At 38.9% G+C, this 18,364-nt stretch carries 12 protein-coding genes and 1 pseudogene; 1 reads left to right on the top strand and 12 read right to left on the bottom strand.

Annotation, left to right across the window (positions count from 1 at the left end):
* Window positions 1-29 precede the first annotated feature (29 nt).
* The 3 genes from CS937_RS16210 to CS937_RS16200 all read right to left on the bottom strand — a co-directional run bounded on the left by CS937_RS16210 (window position 30) and on the right by CS937_RS16200 (window position 5,509).
* Window positions 30-1,955, bottom strand: a complete 1,926-nt coding sequence (locus tag CS937_RS16210) for a glycoside hydrolase family protein (protein ID WP_099159512.1) — start codon at window positions 1,953-1,955, stop codon at window positions 30-32.
* Between the two features lie 23 nt (window positions 1,956-1,978).
* The gene (locus CS937_RS16205) at window positions 1,979-4,126 is read right to left on the bottom strand and encodes a DUF4185 domain-containing protein (protein WP_099159511.1); all 2,148 of its coding nucleotides are present in this window, start codon (window positions 4,124-4,126) and stop codon (window positions 1,979-1,981) included.
* Window positions 4,127-4,432: 306 nt separating this feature from the next.
* The gene (locus CS937_RS16200) at window positions 4,433-5,509 is read right to left on the bottom strand and encodes a glycoside hydrolase family 172 protein (protein ID WP_099159510.1); all 1,077 of its coding nucleotides are present in this window, start codon (window positions 5,507-5,509) and stop codon (window positions 4,433-4,435) included.
* A gap of 181 nt (window positions 5,510-5,690) precedes the next feature.
* Here CS937_RS16200 and CS937_RS16195 point away from each other — a divergent pair, with 181 nt between their 5' ends.
* Entirely contained in the window at window positions 5,691-6,314 is a 624-nt protein-coding gene (locus CS937_RS16195; protein ID WP_099159509.1) for a YesL family protein, read from the top strand.
* A 45-nt stretch (window positions 6,315-6,359) separates the two neighbouring features.
* On the opposite strand, the gene CS937_RS16190 is transcribed toward CS937_RS16195, so the two are convergent.
* The 9 genes and pseudogenes from CS937_RS16190 to CS937_RS16150 all read right to left on the bottom strand — a co-directional run bounded on the left by CS937_RS16190 (window position 6,360) and on the right by CS937_RS16150 (window position 18,361).
* On the bottom strand, window positions 6,360-7,361 hold the full coding sequence (locus tag CS937_RS16190; protein ID WP_099159508.1) for a zinc-dependent alcohol dehydrogenase family protein: 1,002 nt from the start codon (window positions 7,359-7,361) through the stop codon (window positions 6,360-6,362).
* Entirely contained in the window at window positions 7,358-9,334 is a 1,977-nt protein-coding gene (locus CS937_RS16185) for a beta-galactosidase (RefSeq protein ID WP_099159507.1), read from the bottom strand. Before CS937_RS16185 ends, CS937_RS16190 begins: the two co-directional genes overlap by 4 nt.
* 92 nt (window positions 9,335-9,426) lie before the next feature.
* A pseudogene (locus CS937_RS16180) lies at window positions 9,427-10,193 on the bottom strand (alpha/beta hydrolase).
* Window positions 10,194-10,835: 642 nt separating this feature from the next.
* Window positions 10,836-11,933, bottom strand: coding sequence for a glycoside hydrolase family 172 protein (locus CS937_RS16175; RefSeq protein WP_099159506.1), 1,098 nt, complete (start codon window positions 11,931-11,933; stop codon window positions 10,836-10,838).
* 33 nt (window positions 11,934-11,966) lie between these two features.
* The gene (locus CS937_RS16170; protein ID WP_099159505.1) at window positions 11,967-12,554 is read right to left on the bottom strand and encodes a KpsF/GutQ family sugar-phosphate isomerase; all 588 of its coding nucleotides are present in this window, start codon (window positions 12,552-12,554) and stop codon (window positions 11,967-11,969) included.
* Between the two features lie 18 nt (window positions 12,555-12,572).
* Entirely contained in the window at window positions 12,573-13,574 is a 1,002-nt protein-coding gene (locus CS937_RS16165) for a LacI family DNA-binding transcriptional regulator (protein WP_099159504.1), read from the bottom strand.
* 105 nt (window positions 13,575-13,679) lie between these two features.
* Entirely contained in the window at window positions 13,680-15,020 is a 1,341-nt protein-coding gene (locus tag CS937_RS16160; protein ID WP_099159503.1) for a sulfatase-like hydrolase/transferase, read from the bottom strand.
* Window positions 15,021-15,100: 80 nt separating this feature from the next.
* The gene (locus tag CS937_RS16155; protein ID WP_099159502.1) at window positions 15,101-17,329 is read right to left on the bottom strand and encodes a DUF6259 domain-containing protein; all 2,229 of its coding nucleotides are present in this window, start codon (window positions 17,327-17,329) and stop codon (window positions 15,101-15,103) included.
* 27 nt (window positions 17,330-17,356) lie between these two features.
* Window positions 17,357-18,361: an iron-containing alcohol dehydrogenase gene (locus CS937_RS16150; protein ID WP_099159501.1), complete on the bottom strand. Its 1,005-nt coding sequence runs from the start codon at window positions 18,359-18,361 to the stop codon at window positions 17,357-17,359.
* Window positions 18,362-18,364: the final 3 nt, after the last annotated feature.

Genomic DNA, 18,364 nt, shown 5'->3' with positions numbered 1-18,364 from the left:
AAATAATATCCAAGTAATACTGCTTCAATCTACTTTCCCTTTACCAAAATCTCCCCTAGCGAACTAGCCGCCGAACCATTTCCCCAATCAAATATGGTAAATTCTCCAGTATGGAACTCGTCGTTTTCACCATGATGGGAATTTTCCATTTCAAACCCATAATCTTGTTCACCGAAATGGGGAAAGGTCTTTTCATACCTTTCTTTTATAAGTGGATTTTCTGGGCAGTACATTAGATAAAACGAAGCACGCATTGCCCATTTTCCCCGGTAGTTATATTCCTCTTTGTTCGTCAGATTATAATAATCAAGATAGGTTAATGCGAACAGGCTTTGACGGGCGTCATTCCATTCATCATCTGACGTCATAACACCGAATCCTCCTAATGTAGGAACACCTAAATAGCGTGGATGCCAAATCGCCTGGTAGAGGGAAAGCTCTGCTAGAATCTTCTCCCCTTCGCGTAAGTAACCTTCCTCTTTCGTTACGATATATAGTTCTTTCAATGCCTCAGCTGTCCAATAGATGGAAAAATTACATTGATTATATAGACCACTTCGCTTATCCCTTTCGCCATACCTTTTGCCCTCCCACTCTCGTGAACAAGACCAATACAGTTCGAAATCCTCCCATCGACCTTGTGGGATAATATGTTTTCTCACAAATTCCATCCCACGTACAGCGGCATCCAGATATCGGTTCTCATCGGTAATGCTATACAACTTGGTTAACAGCCATACATGCATCGAAGTTTCCGGGCTATCGGAGAGATAAGGTGATGATTCGCCCGTCACTTCATGTACCCAAGCAGGAAAACTTCCATCTAGATTTTGCAGTTCAAGCAAGCGCTCCACATATTTTTTCGTGTAAGCTAATAAATCACCATCCTGTTCCATATCGCGATACCATTTCAGCATCCATAAACAGGTCCATGACATATCTAAAAGATGGCCATATTCTTCATGATGTTCTGGTCTTCTATCCGAATGCCCCCAGTGTCCATTTTCAAAGTCAAGTTCGGAATCTGCCCAATAAACAGAAGGAAACAAACCATTCGTTTGTGGTGCCGCCAATGCAAAGTTCTTAGCCAGTTCCGATCTTCTGATCATATCGGGATTTTCCCACTTTTCTCCCCAAAGCCTATAACCATATGCACTTCTTAAACTAGAGAACCAAGCCTGATTCCACAGGCTTTTCCTTTCTCTCCAATTATTCTCTTCACCATTCCCGGGAGATTGCACAGCCCGAACGATGAATACACATCCACCGACTTCCTTTTGATTTAGTTCAAATTGCTGCCATACAATATTTTCCCAACGGTTAAATGCCCAGTCATACGTATACTTCGCATAAACTTCCAAATTATTTAAACTGCTACTATTCCCAGCCATATATCTTTCTCCAAATCGTTCGAATAAAAAAGTCACAACAGGTGAGAAATCTCGTTTCTCCTTAGTGCCCTTCCATTCAACAAGATAGAAACGAAACAATGTTTGACCGCTTTCCAGAAAAATAGATTTATTAAATCTTCTATGATAAACATGATTTGTTTTTTCATAGTGTTGTAGGCCGTAAAACAGCTTTCGTTCAGACTCAACATAATCCATAACATGTGGTGCAATTCGCTGTTCATTTAAAAAATCAATATCTGGAATAAGCGCAAACATTTCATGACCTTTTTCAAAAATTATCGCTGGGGAGCGAAAAACAAAATCTCCTACTACCATGTCATCTTGTGGTGATAGATGCGGCTTCCACACGCATGTTATATCTGGATCGCTTAATTCCATATCCAAATGCATTTGCTTAACCTCTGTAGATAGATGGTTCCATTTAATATCTATCCGAGCAATAGGATTATCTTCAGTCCCCCGCTCTTCTGTTATCTCAATATCACATGGTGTATCTTGCACCTGAATCCAATTTGCAAGCCAATTTGGTAAATCCACCTTCATACTTGTTCCTCCCGAAATACGGACTATTTTTGCTCCATTCTTTCAACGTTGGAAATCGGTTCTAAATCTGTTAGTGACTTAGCTAAAAATACTTCCGCATAGTAACCCGAATTGTTTCCTGGCATCATAAATCCGCCAGTAAATGTTTCCGTAACCCCCGCCTTAATCGCTTTAGTTACACCAGATACATTTACAACATTATCCTTTTTGTCATAAAGAGCTACTGCCAGGGTTACCGTTTTATCTTCACTTGTATTGTTCTGAATAGCTGCACTTCCCATGACTAGTCCTTTTTGCGGAAGTGTTGTTATTGGATTTCCATCTTTATCGGTAAAAGCAGCATTACTAAGTGTATAATCTTCACCTGTTACCTTGACCGTTCGCGTTACGGGGGAAGCTTTGTTTCCATCAGCGTCAGTAACGTTATAAGTCAACGTATAGGTATCTTTTATACGTGTGTTCACTTCACCAGATACTTCAATTTTATCTGTGAGATCACCGTCTAAATTATCATCCGCTGTCGCACCTGGATCGTTAAACGATGCCCCTAACGGAATCTCAATCGTAGCATCTCCATTTAGCTTAATGACAGGTGGAGTGGAATCAACCTCCACAAGTAAATAATCATCGACTTGGACCCATGTATCCCCGTTCGCCCACATTCCGGTAAAGACTGTGATCGATTCATTATCACCAGAATTGAACCGAACCGTTTGCTTCGTATAGTTATCACTTCTTTCAAATTTCGTTTCCTTTATAATCTCGCCATTTTCACCTCGAACCCCAAAGTATCCAGCATTGTTGTTTTGTGATGTTTTTACAAAACCGGATAGCTCATAAACGGTATCTTTTTCGACTTGAACGGACTGCGTGATTCCATTCCATCCAGAAGCGTTTCGTAAAAAGGCATTATTGCTTCCACCTCTTGAATTACTCCAATCTACATCAACGCCACCTTCACCATCTTCCAGTATCCACGGTTCTTCTATCGTATTTGAATCCTGGTCCTCAAAAGAAGGGTCTACAACAAGATTCGGACTTGGTGTACCAATATCCAGCTCAGCCTTCATCAGTGCAACATTGTATGGCCCCCATTCAGACATGAGAAAATATAAATCTTTTCCATCATTTGTCCATGGATGAATAAATCCTCCATATAAACCTGGGTATTCCTCACCTGTTGCAACAACTGTTTCTGCTGACCAGCCCTCTGTGAGACTTGACGAACTTCTCATTACCATTGCATAGCGATTCTCATTCAAATACATCATGATCCATTTGTCATAATAGGAATTGTATTGAACAGATAATTCACTTACAGGCACATCAATGACCGGAACAGCAGCTGCTTCATCGTTTCGGATCCAATCCGAACCATCCCAATATTCATAGCGTTCCTTTTCTAACATATCTTCTTCCGCAACCCTTGCTAAATAGGCGTTATCAAAACGGCCTGCAGGGGTCCCAAACATATAAACATAGCCATCCCTTTTTACATAAGCTGCTTGGGCAAATTTACTATCTGCATCCCACTTCACATCAGACTTGGTCCAGTTTTTACCTTCGTCATCAGAATAAGCGATCTCAGAGAAATTTGTATTCCATCGCCCGTTCGCGCCCCAATTTTTGATTTGCATGTAGTGAATGAAATGCCTGTCCCCTACCGTAATACCAGCTGTTGGAATTGCTGTGAAATCGCCATCTCCTGAAGTATCATGCTCAGAATGAATGATTTCCTTTGCATAATCTGGATCGTCTTCTTTCGTGATCATCGAAGAAAAGCTCAAGCCATCCGAAAGATCAGTATCTTTTGAAATAGCAAGCAGGTTCCCTCGCCAGCCTTCTGGATCTCCACCACCGCCAAAACCACCCCATCCATCATCATAGGAATCACCAAATGCTATCATTACTTTCTTATCATTCGGATCTGTTGTTGCATCCCAAACAATCCCCAAATCTGTTGCTGTCAGACCGTAGTTGATAGGGGTTTGATTTGGGTTTGGTATGCCTTCTCCCTCAAGCGTTGCTCCCGTCACCCTTGCAACCTTTTTTGCCTTCGTAGCAATTAGCTCTACTGTTTCTTGTTTCGTTTCAGCCATTGATGGGGATGCTATTGATCCAGCAAGTACGAGTGTAGAAGCAGCAACAATAAGTGATTTCTTCTTTTTCATTTCCTCTTCCTCCTTAGAATTTTTTACATGATAAAATATAGTTACCAATATTCGGTCAATTCTAGGTGTAAAAGAGCAGTATTATTTATCAACCTGTGCTAAGAAAAACGAGGGGCTATTCCTCGTTTTTCTACAGGTCAGAAGCCGAAAGCCAGATTGAGAGAAATCGGCCAGTTAGCCGATTTAATTAGCTAAACTTCCCGCCTATGTTTCGCCTAACACGCTGATGTTCCTAACCACCTGCCGATATTTCACCTCGCGCGCGAATGTTTATACCAAGTGTAAACGATTACACATCATCCATTATTAAATCACTTCTAAATCATCCTTACCTGGAAGTTTTTTAAACGAATTGTGTGGTTCTGCTTGATACCAAAATGCCGTTGATGCTATATCATCCTGTAATGGTAAATATCTGAACTTAGACCTCCAGCCAAGAGCTTGAATGGTTATCTTTAAATCATTTTCAAAACGAATCGGGTCCATTACATGCCAACGGTACATACCAAAACGCTGCTGTGCTCTGTATAGACCATCTGGTTTGATAACCTGATGCATTCCCAAGTATGGAGTGGAATAAGTTCTGTATTCACCCTTAGGCTGTTCCCAGTTCCAAGCTCCACCAAAATAATCTTCCGTACCAGTGCCACAAATTGTCGGGTATTCGTCGTCTCCATCCATATAGAATTTGAGTTCCCCTTCTCCCCACCAATTGTTGCTATTTACCTGCCAAGCAATGTATGTTCCAACATAGTGTCCATGTCCTTTAATTCCATCAACAATTGTATGAACATCCTTATACTTTACTGGATTGCTTCGGTTCCACTGTGCATGAAAATATGCTGCATCCTCAGGAACTTCTGTTAATGCATAATCGACCTGATAATAAAGAATCATACTTTCATCATCGATATTTTCTACTGTAATTTTGGCATGCTTTCGAAACGGCATTTCCCAATAGCAGTTAAATCCACCAGCAGGATTTACCGCAACAGGGATTGAATTAACATCACTTCTCTCGCCCCAGCCGTTACAGAAAAAGTCGCCTAATGGAACTTCAACAGACGGTTCTTTTTCATGATCCCAGTACATCCGAATAACTGAAGTACGCCAATGATTTGGATGCGTTGTTAACCAAATATGCTGGATAGCCCCAGGACCATCAATTTCAGCTACGGTATATGTCGAGTTACCCTTAATTTCTACCGAGGGAGATATCTTCCAACCTTTTCCTAAGTCTCTTCCTGGTTCTGCCCCTGTACCCTCGGTCGCCATTGCACCTTTACCTTTTTCACCAGTAAAATTCTCTGGACTTATAGAGCGTGTTTTTGCATTTGATAGTCGGGAAAGATTTCCTAATCCCATTCCTAAACCATTAAACATTATTTCTTCCTCCTTCTTTTTAAAAAGATCGTATTGTTTTTTACCTTTAAAAAAGATAAAATAGGTGTGTAAACGATTACACAAACGCTTACATAAAACTATATTATGAATCTATCAATAAATCAATACTTTGCAAAAAATAGAACATTGTACTCATCCATTCAATCAGGAGGCACCAAATATGGAAACAGGATTTATGGGAAGTATTTATAAATTTTCAGATTGGGTCACGAAATTTCTATATGTGAACGTATTATGGATTACATTTTCTTTACTAGGTTTATTACTAGTGGGCTTCTTCCCGGCAACTGTTGCCATGTTTTCTGTTGTCCGAAAATGGGTCCTATTAGAAACAGATATTCCTGTCTTTAAAACTTTTTGGACAGCCTACAAAAAAGAATTTGTTAACAGTAATGTTCTGGGCTATATACTTAGTATTATTGGATACATACTCTATCTTGATTTAATTATTAGTAAAGATGCTACCAATCCATTCCTGCAAATTACCTACTATCTATTATTAATTGTTATCGTAATTTATCTATTAACCGTTTTATACATTTTTCCTATCTTTGTCCATTTTGAAACTAAATTGCTTCAAGTATTTAAAAATGCCTTCTTAATCATGATTACGCATCCAGCAATTTCTGTTTTGATGGGCATTGCAGCTAGTGTAATTTATCTTATCAATTATTTAGTGCCAATAGTAATCATCGTGTTTGGTGGAAGTATCCTTGCGTATGTCGTTATGTGGCATAGTAATTTTGCATTTGTTAAGCTGCAGAAGCAATTGGAAAATGAATAATAAGTACCTAGGCATACCGCAAAATATGGTATGCCTGCTTGTAAATTATATTTTAATCTGCACTTTCAACAAATTCGGGTCACGCGGTCCTTCCAAAAATGAAATTGTATCTTCCAAAGAAATCGTCTTTGATACTAATGGTTTTACATCAATTCTTTTTTCCTTTATCCAGTTAAATGCAGGAATAAATGTATGATTTATTGCCATCGTTCCAAGTAATGTCCAATCCTTATGATAGAGATCAAACGGATTTAACTTAATGAAAGCATCTGATGGGGTCACACCGAATTGCAGATACTTGCCAACGGGACCAGTAAAAGTGATCGCTTGTTCAATAACTTCAGGAATTCCTGTCGCATCAACGACAATGTCAAATCCTCTTGGCTGCAATTCGCGCACCTCATCTAGCTTATCACTTGTAAATGTATGTGACGCTCCCCATTCGTTCGCCATTGCTAATTTTTCCACTGAAAGATCAACAACGACTAGTTGAGACGCTCCTGCTGTTTTTAATGCTTGAATGAGCTGTTGTCCCATGGCTCCAGCACCAAATAATAGCACTTGATCTCCAACCTTAAGCTTCAAGCGATGCATCGCATACACTACACATGCGAGTGGTTCAATAAATGCCCCTTCTGCATCAGACATATCATCAGGAATCCTTACCAAATTTTCATAAGGAACCTTTACATATTCCGCCATACTTCCATCAACTGTATTTCCTAACGCACCCCAATTTTCACAATGATTCCCTCTGTTGGTTAAACAGTATGAACATTTTCCACAAAATAAAGATGGATCAACTGCAACACGTTCTCCGGTCACGTATTCTGGTACATCTTCACCAATTTCATGAATGACACCGGAAAATTCATGACCAGGAATTATTGGATAAGGGGATAAAAACTCTCCTTTATAAATATGAACATCCGTCCCACAAATACCTACCTGATTAACTTTAACCGTTACTTCTCCCCTACCAGGTTTTGGATATGCCACATCTTTAATTACTGCTTGTCCCGGTTTTTCAATAACTAATGCTTTCATTTCTTCACCTCATTTTTAACAATTAAGACATCTAATCCGTCAATACGTACTTCTCCAGAAACACGCTCTCCTTGAATAACATCAAACCCTTCATCTGGTAAAACAACATTGGCTTCATCTCTGTTAACATTTATATAAAATGTATAACTGCTAGCCTCATTTGATCTAGTAGAAACGTACACCCCTTCTGGTACTGGTGAAAATGATAGATTCCTTTCCTTTGCAATATCTGCTATTAAATCATAGGCAAGCTCGTTACTTCCCATCACGCCAGCATAGTAAACAACCCCGTCCCCATAGCTATTCCTAGAAATAGCTGTTCTACCTGCATAAAACTTTTCATTATAGGTTGCTAGTGAATCCGCTGTTTTCGTCTCTAGCATGTCCAACCAAACTTTCACAGGATAATTCTTTCCATTATAGGAAATAGAGTTGGCGTATTTGTCAGGAAGAACTTCAAATTCGTCAACCACAACACCTGCCATTTTCGCTAGTAATCCGGGCCATGGCATCTCATGTGTTGTATTTGACCATGTCTTCATACCACTTCTTGCACCGATAATCAAGCATCCACCTTTTTCTACATAGGATATGAAATTCGCATGTATTTCATCACTAATCATTGCCATCGAAGGCGCAATAACTATTTTATATTTAGACAAATCTGCTGTTGGGTCGATTAAATCTGCTGTTATCCCTAATCGAATCAATTGTCTGTAATAGGTTAATAGATGTTCCCGATGGTCAAAATTATTGTATTGTACATGTGCTTCAAAAGCCCACATCTGATCATAGCTATATAGAAGCGCAACCGGCGCCTCTACTGTGGTTTTAATAAGGTCCTTTCCAAACTCCGCTAATTCATTTGTTACTTGCTGAACCTCATAATACGGTCTTCTAGGTGTCCCGTCATGTCTGAGAAGTCCATTTGGATTTTGTTCCCCGCTGTATTTATTGGATCTCCAACGGTAATACATGACACCATCAGTGCCTCTAGCAATATCCTGATATGTCCATAAGCGAATCAGACCAGGTTCAATGGCCAAATTGTAATCACTATAATTAAAATAGCCATTCTTCTGTTCCATTACCCATTGGCCCTTGCCTTTTACTGCTCGATAATGGTCATGTAAAAAACATTCGATATTATTGTCACCATCAACATGTGGATAACAGTCCCAACTTATAAAATCAAGCTTCTCGGCAAGCTTATACGCATTCAGTTTCGGATACCAACCCAGCATATTATGTGTGATAAACTGATGGGGTGCATAGCTCCTTATTATATCCACTTGACGATTTAAGTGATTGACAGTTGAATCAGATCCAAACCGAGTAAAATCCAGCTTCTGACTTACGGAAATAGTTAACTGGTCGGCAGAAGGTAACGTCACTTCATCCCATTTACGATATACCTGACTCCAAAAGCAAGTACCCCAGACTTCGTTTAATTTCTCCAATGAACCATATCGATCCTGCAACCAATTCCTGAAAGCGACCAAACATTCTTCACAGTAACAGTCAACATTTCGCAGTTCATTATCAATCTGCCAACCTATTACTGCCGGGTTATTCGCATAATGCTCGGCCATTTTGGTTGCAATGCGGTTGACGTAAAAAATAAAATCAGAGTTATTATGGCAATGCATCCCTCGATCTCCATGAATCCTACCAAAACGATCCGTCCGAACAACTTTTGGATGTTTATGCCGCAACCAGACAGGTGACGCTTCAATTGGTGTGGAAAGAATTATCTGTAACCCTTCATCCGATGCCATCTCAATAAAGTCATCCAGCCAAGTGAAATCAAATTCTCCTTCCGTGGGCTCTAAAACAGACCAAGATAGCTCTGCCAGTCTTAACACTTTGATTCCAGCTTCTTTCATTAACCGTATATCTTCGGGCCACCTCTCCCTTGGCCAATGGTCTGGATAATAGCCAGTACCAATGGAAATCGTTTCTGCTTGTTTCATAATAATTTCCTCCCTTGTTTTTACTCAGAACTATCATGATGAACAGCTTAAATTCGTGTTCATAAAAACCCGGTCGACCACCTCCCATGATTTCAAGATTTTTTTAAGGGTAGCCAGTTTAATACATCTTTAATTTTCCTGTCCCAATACATCCAATTATGGTCACCGGAATCAAACTCTGTTTCTAGAGGGTAACCTAAATTCTGGCATACATTTTTGAAACGGATATTATCCTCATAAAGAAAATCATCTGTTCCACAACTTTGGTATAATAACGGAATTTTATTACCAGATTCTTGGTGCTTCTTTAGTAGCCACAGTAAGTCATCTTCTGTTCCTTGAATATCTTGGTTTCCAAATATCCATTTAAATTCTTCTTTTCTGTCCCCTGAAACACGTTTGGTAAGTTCAACAACATCGAGAGCTCCTGACATACTAGCAGCCGCAGCAAATTTATTCGGAAATCGAAGTGCCCATTTCAATGCACCATAGCCCCCCATGGATAGTCCTGCAACAAAGTTATGCTCTTGCTTATCCGAAAGGTAAAACATGGAGTGGACTACCTCTGGCAATTCCCCTGTTAAGAACTCCAAAAATTTCCTCCTTGTTCCATGTCTGTATAATAGCTATGACCTACCTGTGGCATTATAACGGCCAGCCCCAACTTTTCCACGTATCTTTCTAAAGAGGTAAAACGTGTCCACGTTGTATGATCATCCATGTACCCATGAAGAAGATAGAGAACCGGATGTTCCCGTCTTCCACCAGGGAAAGCTTGTCGTTCCTGTGGCAGGATCACTGTCATGGATGTACTTGTCGATAATATCTCGGAAGTAAACGAACATTTTAGTAACGCCACATAAACATCTCCTTAAAATAGGCATTTTCTTTTATTTAAGCTGTTTTCTATAAGATTATTGTTTTTTACACAAAAATACATAAACTACGACGTAACTGGTGTGAGGTTACACATTTTTGAACGTTCTTTTGTCCCGCAGCCCGTATACACTACGCGATCCTTAGGTCGGCTGATGAGCCTCATCTCCCTGGTTTGTGCTTTATATCCTCATTTGATTTAATGAGGAATTGAAAGATTATAATATCTTATTAGCAGCTCGTATACACGGAGACTCTTGGGTGGAGGAAATACACGGAGACTCCTGCGGGAAAGCGAAGACGCTGAGACCCCACAGGAAGTGGTTTTCTTCCGAGGAGGCTCAGCGCGAGCCCGCGGAAAGCGATGTGTATTTCCGGAACGACGGCCCTAGCATTGATTTACGTCACATTTCACTGAAACTACGACGTAAAAGGCAATAAAATTTATGAAAAGAGCCTTTATTTAAATGACTATATGATCCATTAAAATTTTTGCTGAGAATAAAAAGGCGCACAACAGTTTATACATCCTCAGCGATCCTTCAAAAGAAAAGCCCCTGCAAACCTTCGTAATATATGATTACAGTGGAGTTTTGCAAGGGCTGTATATATGAATCGGTACTAATTAATAATCAAAACACTTTTTCAAGTCCTCTTCATTTTGCGGTAAAATATCTGGTAATGGCAAGCGATCTTTTACCGGTAATATTGGATGTATCGTATTATGTGGTTCTGTTTGATACCAATAAGCCGTACTAGAATAATCGTCACTTCGATGGTTATTGTGTCCATGCTCTATTGTGACTTTAATCGATTTGTCGAACATAACCGGATCTTGAATGTGAAAACGATATGCAGAAATCTTTCCAGCCCAATTCGGATCTCCACCAAGGATTAACCCGTGATAAGGGGTGGATTGCTCCTGCTGCGGACACCAAGCAGTATTGAAGTAATCCTCCATTCCCGTACCATGAAGAGATGGTGGCCATGCTTCTCCATCAATAAAGATCATGTCATCCCCTTCACCATACCAATTCCATTCCTGTGTAAACCTCAAGTTATGAATGTTTAAATTACAACCAACATAATGTCCTTTACCAACAGCATCTAAAATTACGTAATTGTCATCACCAGTTGTATTTTTACCACCGAAACAATATAATGCATTCGAAATATTGTCCTCAATGCCTTTTGTTAATTCACGTTTCCACAATGCGTGAAAACGAAGCGGGCTATCAATTTCCTCTTGATAAACCTCATAATCTACGTAAAAGTAAAATTTAATTGGATCGTCTGCATTGCTTTCAATTTCGATTCTAGCATTTTTACCAAAAGGCATAGGGAAAAAACAATTTAATGCTCTTCCATCTTCAGGACTCATTTGTAATGGAGCAGAAGAATAGTTTTTCGTAATTCCATGACCCATTCCAAAGAAATCTCCAATCGGTGCTTGTACACTTGGATTCTCTTCTCCATCCCAATACATTCTTAGAACAACTTTACGGTGTAAATACTCCTCCACATCATCATCTAACGGAGCCATAGTCATCCAAATATGTGTAATACAGCCTGAACCTTCCAACTCACAAATGTCCACTACATCACCTGGATATATTTTCAAAAAGTCTCTGTTTCCACCGGTAGTATCGTAACTTGATGCACGTTTTCTTTTGCTGTCTCTTTCTCGATATAAATCTCTTAATGATGTTCCTACAAATGACATAATAATTAAATCTCCTTTATCTTTGATAGTCTATTAGTTTGATAATTTTTTACCCAAGCTTCCGCCGGGATGATACAAATGAAAATCCTCATTTTTAAAATCTTTAGCTTTAGATAATGCAACTGCTAAGGCATCACCAATTACAAGTGTGAGGGTGGAGCTTGTAGTAGGTGCTAATCCTAAATGATCTGCCTCTGTCTCATATTGGTAAGTAAGTGCCACATCGCTATTCACAGCAAGTGTTGATTCCTGTTTCGATGTAATTGCAATTTTCTTGGAGCCGATTTTTTCAAGTGATGGTAACAGACTTAATACTTCTGCTGTCTCACCACTGTTTGAAATCATGATAACGACATCTTCTTGCTCAATCATCCCCAAGTCCCCGTGGACACCTTCCGTACTATGTACAAAAAAGGCAGGCGTGCCGGTACTTGAAAAAGAAGCAGCGATTTTCTTTCCCATATGCCCTGATTTTCCTACTCCTGTAATAACAACTTTTCCTTTACTGTTTTGAATTAGCTTAACAGCCTTTTCATATTCCGTTCCCGCTTGATCTGCAAGCGCTTTAACAGCTGCCGCTTCTACTTCTATTGCTTGTTTAATATCGTTTACGATCGTCATCTTTACACCTCTTTGAAGTTAATCCTCCTGAATATCCAATACAGGAGTAAATATTTCATGTGTTGCCTCTATATCTTTATTCGCCAATCGTTCCAGTAAAATTTCACCGACCCGTACACCCATTTCGTATGGCGATTGTTTTACACTAATAATGCCGGGTGGCTTTAATAATTGAGCAATTTCTGTTTCTCCATAAGAAGCAACCACAACATCATCGGGTACTGTTAACCCCATCCGTGTAAGTTGAAGAACAGCCCCATATGCCATCGTATTATTAAAGGAAAGAATAGCTGTCGGTTTCGTTTCAAGTTCAAAGAATTTGGTAACAGCTTCTTCTCCATCCTCCTGAATGAAATTACCGTTGAATACAAAGTCAGTATTTTCTTCAATTCCAAATTCCTTAATTGCTTTTCTATAACCTGTATAGCGTTCCATACCAGTACTTACTTTTAATGAACCATTAATCACGCCAATATTACGGTGTCCTTTTTCAATCAAGTATTTGGTTAACTGGTACGCTGCTTCCACATTATCTTCTACTACAAAATCCAAATCGTCTAACTGATTCTCTAATTTTCTATCGATTAGCACAACCGGTACACCTGCTTGTTGTATCTTTGTAATATTTTCATCATCTTCACTTGATGTAGCAAGCACTATTCCCTCCACCCTATTTTCTAGAAGAACTTTCAGTGTCTTTTCTTCTTTGACAGGGTTTTCATCTCCACTTACGAAAATTAAAATGTAATCCTCTTTTTGAATGATGTCTTCAATACCTTTTGAAATTTTCATAAAATAAGGGTTGGAAATATCCGGTATAATAATTCCAATTGTGTTTGTCTTATGCATTTTAAGACTTCTGGCAATACCATTTGGTCGGTAGTTCAATTCTTTTGCAACCGAAAAAACTTTATTCTTAATTTCCGTGCTTGCATAGCCATTTTTGTTTAATACCCTTGATACTGTTGCAGTTGAAACTCCTGATTTTTCCGCAATATCTTTAATAGTTACATTCGGCAATGGATCACTTCCTGTTAAATGTGTAATCGTTTACATATACTATATAATAGATCCATTTAGCTTTCAACTGTTTTACAAGAAATTTTCAAAAATTTATATATCACTTCAAACCACCTCAGGCTCATAGGAGGATTTTACTTCATCATGCAATCGTTTTTCTCGCTTTGTAGGAATATTATCACGATCATCATCTACCATCCTGGCATGAAGCGTTAATTCAAACAATTCACTACGCAGTTCCTTAGAGTCCTCGTCGTGATATAAGTTATGGAGTTCGTCTGGATCATTTATCAGATCATACATTTCTCCATCTTTAAAATTAGAGTTATACCATAATTTATATTCCTTTGTCCGAATGCCCATTGTGCCATCACCGTCTGCGAGTGTCACATAATCTCGTACAGCCGTTCCCTCTTCAATAGATGGAACTAGTGAGAAACCAGGTAACGTAACATCCGGAGATAATCCCATTATGTTAAAAAGTGTTGGTACAAAATCAATGCTTGACGCTAGACTTTCAACGCGTTCTCCTGCTTTAAATCCATCTGGAAATCGAACCATGAACGGAACCCGAATTTCAGATTCATATGCAGTTGCAGCTTTATTAAATAAACCATGTTCACCGAGCAATTCCCCATGGTCTGATGCGAATACAACCAAGGTATTTTCCAAGAGATCTTTTTCCTTCAATTTCTCATTAATCATTCCTAGGCAATCGTCTACCATTTTAAGTAAACAGAAATGACCAGCTATTCCTTTCCGAATCTTCTCTTCCGTCATTTCTCCAAACATATTTTTAAACAGATCGTGACGTCTCCGATAAGCTTCTGATTTAGTTTCGTATTCATTATCAGATCGATTTGCTGGTAACGGAACATCCTCAGGCTTACAAAAGTCCAAGTATTTCTCAGGCATTACATATGGTTCATGTGGTGCGTGAAACCCGACAAACATAGCAAATGGTTCTGTATCATTTAAACGATCTAATGCATCACAGGCCCGCCTAGCAATATGAATATCATAATAGTTTTCATCCGATTCCGGAGAAGCTTCTGGATTAAAGTGATTCCATCCATCCTGGTCTCCAAAGGATTTCCCAACAGGAACCTGGATATGAAAGCTTCCCGCATGAATCATGTGTGTCTTCCCTACAGAAACACAGCGATACCCATATCTTCTCAATAATTGCATCCACGTTGTTTCACCTTCCGTACTAAATTTTCTATTACCACTAACACCATTCTTCCATGGCTGCCTTCCTGTCAAAAAAGAATACCGTGAAGGAACACATGGTGAAGCAGCTGTGAAAAAGTTGTCAAAGAATACCGATTCATTCTTGAGCTGTTCCATGTTTGGAAAATCTGCGCAAGGATGACGGTCCTCGCCAATCACATCTGCCCTTTGCTGGTCTGTCATGATAAATACAACATTCATGTTATTGTCCATCCATTACACCTCCATATTATTTTTTCCATTCGGGAAATCCTGGCTCAAGAATTTTCTGTTTACTAATCGTTGATCGCCTCCTAAGAGATTTCCAGTAAGATAACACTTTTTTCAGGAATTTCTATTTCCAAGTTTTTTACTTCATTCTTTTTTAAAACAAACATTTCATCTCTTTCCATCTCTGTAACCATACAAACAGCAAATTCAGTTTTAGCTAAGGAATAGTTATCCAAATTTAAATCCAGTTTGATCCTTTGTGCTTTTTCAGTGACGTTTGCAAAAAACAAACCGATACGTTCATCACGATACTGCCAAGCAGAATGAACAATGGAGTTTACCTCTAACTCCCCTGAATCATTAAATTCACTAAAATTTTTGTCACAGTTATAATGAAACCAATTCAGATTTGCATTCTGACACTCAAATTCAAGCGGTCTCAGCATTTTCCCATACGCTAAATATTTATTCCCGAAGCCCGTTCTTGCATTTGCAAACTTGGAAATATAAGTTGCTCTCTCAGGTGAAAATTCAAATCCAATTGGATCAAATGGATAATAATGCTCTTCAGAAATATTTTCTTTTCCTTCGATTGCTTCCATTGGACTGTATTCATGATTCAGTTCGTACAACCCTCCCCAAAGATACGTACGTGCTACCGTAAAATAGAATAAATCGCCTATTTCTTCTACAACTTTTCCCCATCCATCTAACCTTACTGGACCATATTCATGATACACATAAGCAAACATCGGGATTAGCTCCGCATCACCAGTCTTCAGCAATTCTCTCGTATTCCAACCTTCTAGTGGTGCAGCGGGTTGTCCTCCTGCACGCGCCTGATAATAGTCAAGCACATCTAGAAAAACTTCATTCATCATTTCTGTTCCCATCGGAATATAACGGTCTTCCGCTTTTTTCTTCATTGCTTGTTTCGTGTTGATATAATTTTTTCTGTATGCCTTCGTGATTTGCCTTCCCGCTCCCACTGGATGCCCATGCGATTCATCCATGCAAACCTTTAAAATATTATTTGCAGAAATGTCGTAATAGATAGCATCCACATCTGCTTCTTCTTGAAGGGTTTCATCACGCTGAACATGGAGTTCTTGTACATAAGGGTCTACTGGACATACAAATGGAAATGGATAGTTATCTATACTTTTTGATGGTGAAGGGATCTGTTGCATTGCCCCTTTGCCCCGCTCACCATCTGTACCATTAACATTGAATAAATAATCAAATTCGAACGGTGCATATTTATCGCCAAGGCTCTCCATAAGCTTTATATTGTCTTTGTTAAAATTTGTCGGAAACCAGTCATTAAGTCCTCCTGGTAGGTTGTTTCTGAAATCCTGTGTTTTGTTTGGCCAATCCGGACCAAGAATGTGAAATATCTTGGTATCCATATAGTTGTGATAGTTACGGATCCATTCTGAACGGTCACGACCTGCATTTATTCCAAATGTTGAAACTCCAACATCTTCCATCAACCATTTGGCTTTATTCGTTTCATCAGCATCGGCCAGAACACCTTTTTGACACCAATATTGGTTAATAGCCCATTCCTTATAAATATCCGCACCTTCATACCAATCCTTACCCTCCAACACCTTTACTACAACAGGATATGGGACATTGATTCCTTTCTTAGCACCTATGTCCTCACATCCATGAATAAAGGACGCTTCCAATAGTTCGTTGTCTCGTTTATAAAAATTCAGCCATTTGGAGTAACTCTCACTATCGTAAGCAGCAAAATAAAGCCCACCTTTTCCTTGACCATAAAAGCTGAAGAACTGCATCGTCGAACCTGAAAAGCTTTCCGGATAAGGCATGTATCTAAAGCCATTCCAATCCTTTGTAAAATGAACGAGAGGATTATGAATTCGAATACCCGTCGCAAAACTATGAGCAAGATAATCGTCTTGTCCATTTTCGGTAATTGCATCGATATTGGTAATAATCGGATACTCCAAACTTACGATTGGTTCGTCCGATTGATTATGTACATCACTATAAAAATGAATTTCATCAGCATCATGATTCAACTGAATCGTAGCAGTTATGGTAATCTGCTGTTTTAAATTCCAGGTAAACTTATATCCAGATCTATCTCCTGTATCGATACTCGAATAAGTAAATCGTTGAAAATCACTAGTTAATTTATTCTCCAGTTCTAGACGAAAAGCCGTAGCCTCTCGCTTTTGGGGAATATATTCTATTTGTCTTCGTTTATCAAAAATACTGCTAATCCAACCTGCCTCTTCGTTAAATGATATAGAAACATTATCATTTTCTAGTACAAGCATATTAATCCTCCTGGAAAGTAATAGATATCATCGAGCATATATAACATCCTGGATTTCTTTTAATTGTACCTTTGTCCATTCCACTTGATCAAAAATAGTGTAGAAATTACGAAACTTCCGATTATACGCTCCAACTGTTAGCAATGTTTCTTTTATTTCTTCCCAGCTAACTTGAAGTTGGTCAGGATGATAGATTACGTTAGCTTTATCTAAAGCATCTTTCAATTCGTGGTAATTACGTTTCTGCAGATAGGAGGTTATGATTATTCCTAATGAAACCAATTCTCCATGAATTAAATGTCTACCTGTTACCTGTTCAAAATTCCATGCAAAGAGATGTTCTGCCCCTGCACTTAATGGAACCGTAAGATTATCCATTATAAGGCGACTCGATTTTTCAATTAATTTTATTAATCTATCCAATCCCCTTTTGGACATAGACCCAATTTCCTCAGCATGTTCAATTGCATCCTGCATAATAGACTTAACCGCTTCCTCCAAACGAGGATCAACAGGCATTGCCTTTCCTTCTTGGGCAGCAAGCACCCAATCATTCAATGCCGTTTGTAAAAATAATAAATCCCCATAGCCTGCCCTATTCCATCTAGGATCAGCCATTTCTATTAATGCATAATCAACAATCACCTGCTTTGGCCACCCAATCTTTTTAAACCCAAACGCGGCGCCATTACGCTGAACCGAAATAAAATCGGAAAAATGGGCATTGCTCGAAGTAATTGTCGGAATTAAAGTAGGGGTCCTATCACGTAAATAAGCAAAATATTTAGCAGCATCAATAACCGCTCCCCCACCCAAACCAACAAACTCAACATCTTGCGGAATGGTTTCAATCATCTCATCCAAAAGATCCTTATCTAAAGTTCCTGGCATTATCACTTTTTTAGGCTTTTGTTGAAATAAATGTTGATAAAGATTCCAGGGGATTGGATCTGTTATTACTACATAATTATTTAGTTTCCGCATATGTGTATCTAGTATTTCATCACCATAAGTAACCTCTATATTCAACATTTT

Origin of the sequence: Virgibacillus ndiopensis, from assembly GCF_900187325.1 — a bacterium.
Classification (GTDB): Bacteria; Bacillota; Bacilli; order Bacillales; family Amphibacillaceae; genus Virgibacillus_E; species Virgibacillus_E ndiopensis.
This window is presented reverse-complemented; position numbering and strand designations above follow the sequence as displayed.

Coding starts and splice junctions, on each gene's coding strand:
- CS937_RS16210 (WP_099159512.1), bottom strand. CDS start 1,955: ATGAAGGTGGATTTACCAAATTGGCTTGCAAATTGGATTCAGGTGCAA.
- CS937_RS16205 (WP_099159511.1), bottom strand. CDS start 4,126: ATGAAAAAGAAGAAATCACTTATTGTTGCTGCTTCTACACTCGTACTT.
- CS937_RS16200 (WP_099159510.1), bottom strand. CDS start 5,509: ATGTTTAATGGTTTAGGAATGGGATTAGGAAATCTTTCCCGACTATCA.
- CS937_RS16195 (WP_099159509.1), top strand. CDS start 5,691: ATGGAAACAGGATTTATGGGAAGTATTTATAAATTTTCAGATTGGGTC.
- CS937_RS16190 (WP_099159508.1), bottom strand. CDS start 7,361: ATGAAAGCATTAGTTATTGAAAAACCGGGACAAGCAGTAATTAAAGAT.
- CS937_RS16185 (WP_099159507.1), bottom strand. CDS start 9,334: ATGAAACAAGCAGAAACGATTTCCATTGGTACTGGCTATTATCCAGAC.
- CS937_RS16175 (WP_099159506.1), bottom strand. CDS start 11,933: ATGTCATTTGTAGGAACATCATTAAGAGATTTATATCGAGAAAGAGAC.
- CS937_RS16170 (WP_099159505.1), bottom strand. CDS start 12,554: ATGACGATCGTAAACGATATTAAACAAGCAATAGAAGTAGAAGCGGCA.
- CS937_RS16160 (WP_099159503.1), bottom strand. CDS start 15,020: ATGGACAATAACATGAATGTTGTATTTATCATGACAGACCAGCAAAGG.
- CS937_RS16155 (WP_099159502.1), bottom strand. CDS start 17,329: ATGCTTGTACTAGAAAATGATAATGTTTCTATATCATTTAACGAAGAG.
- CS937_RS16150 (WP_099159501.1), bottom strand. CDS start 18,361: ATGTTGAATATAGAGGTTACTTATGGTGATGAAATACTAGATACACAT.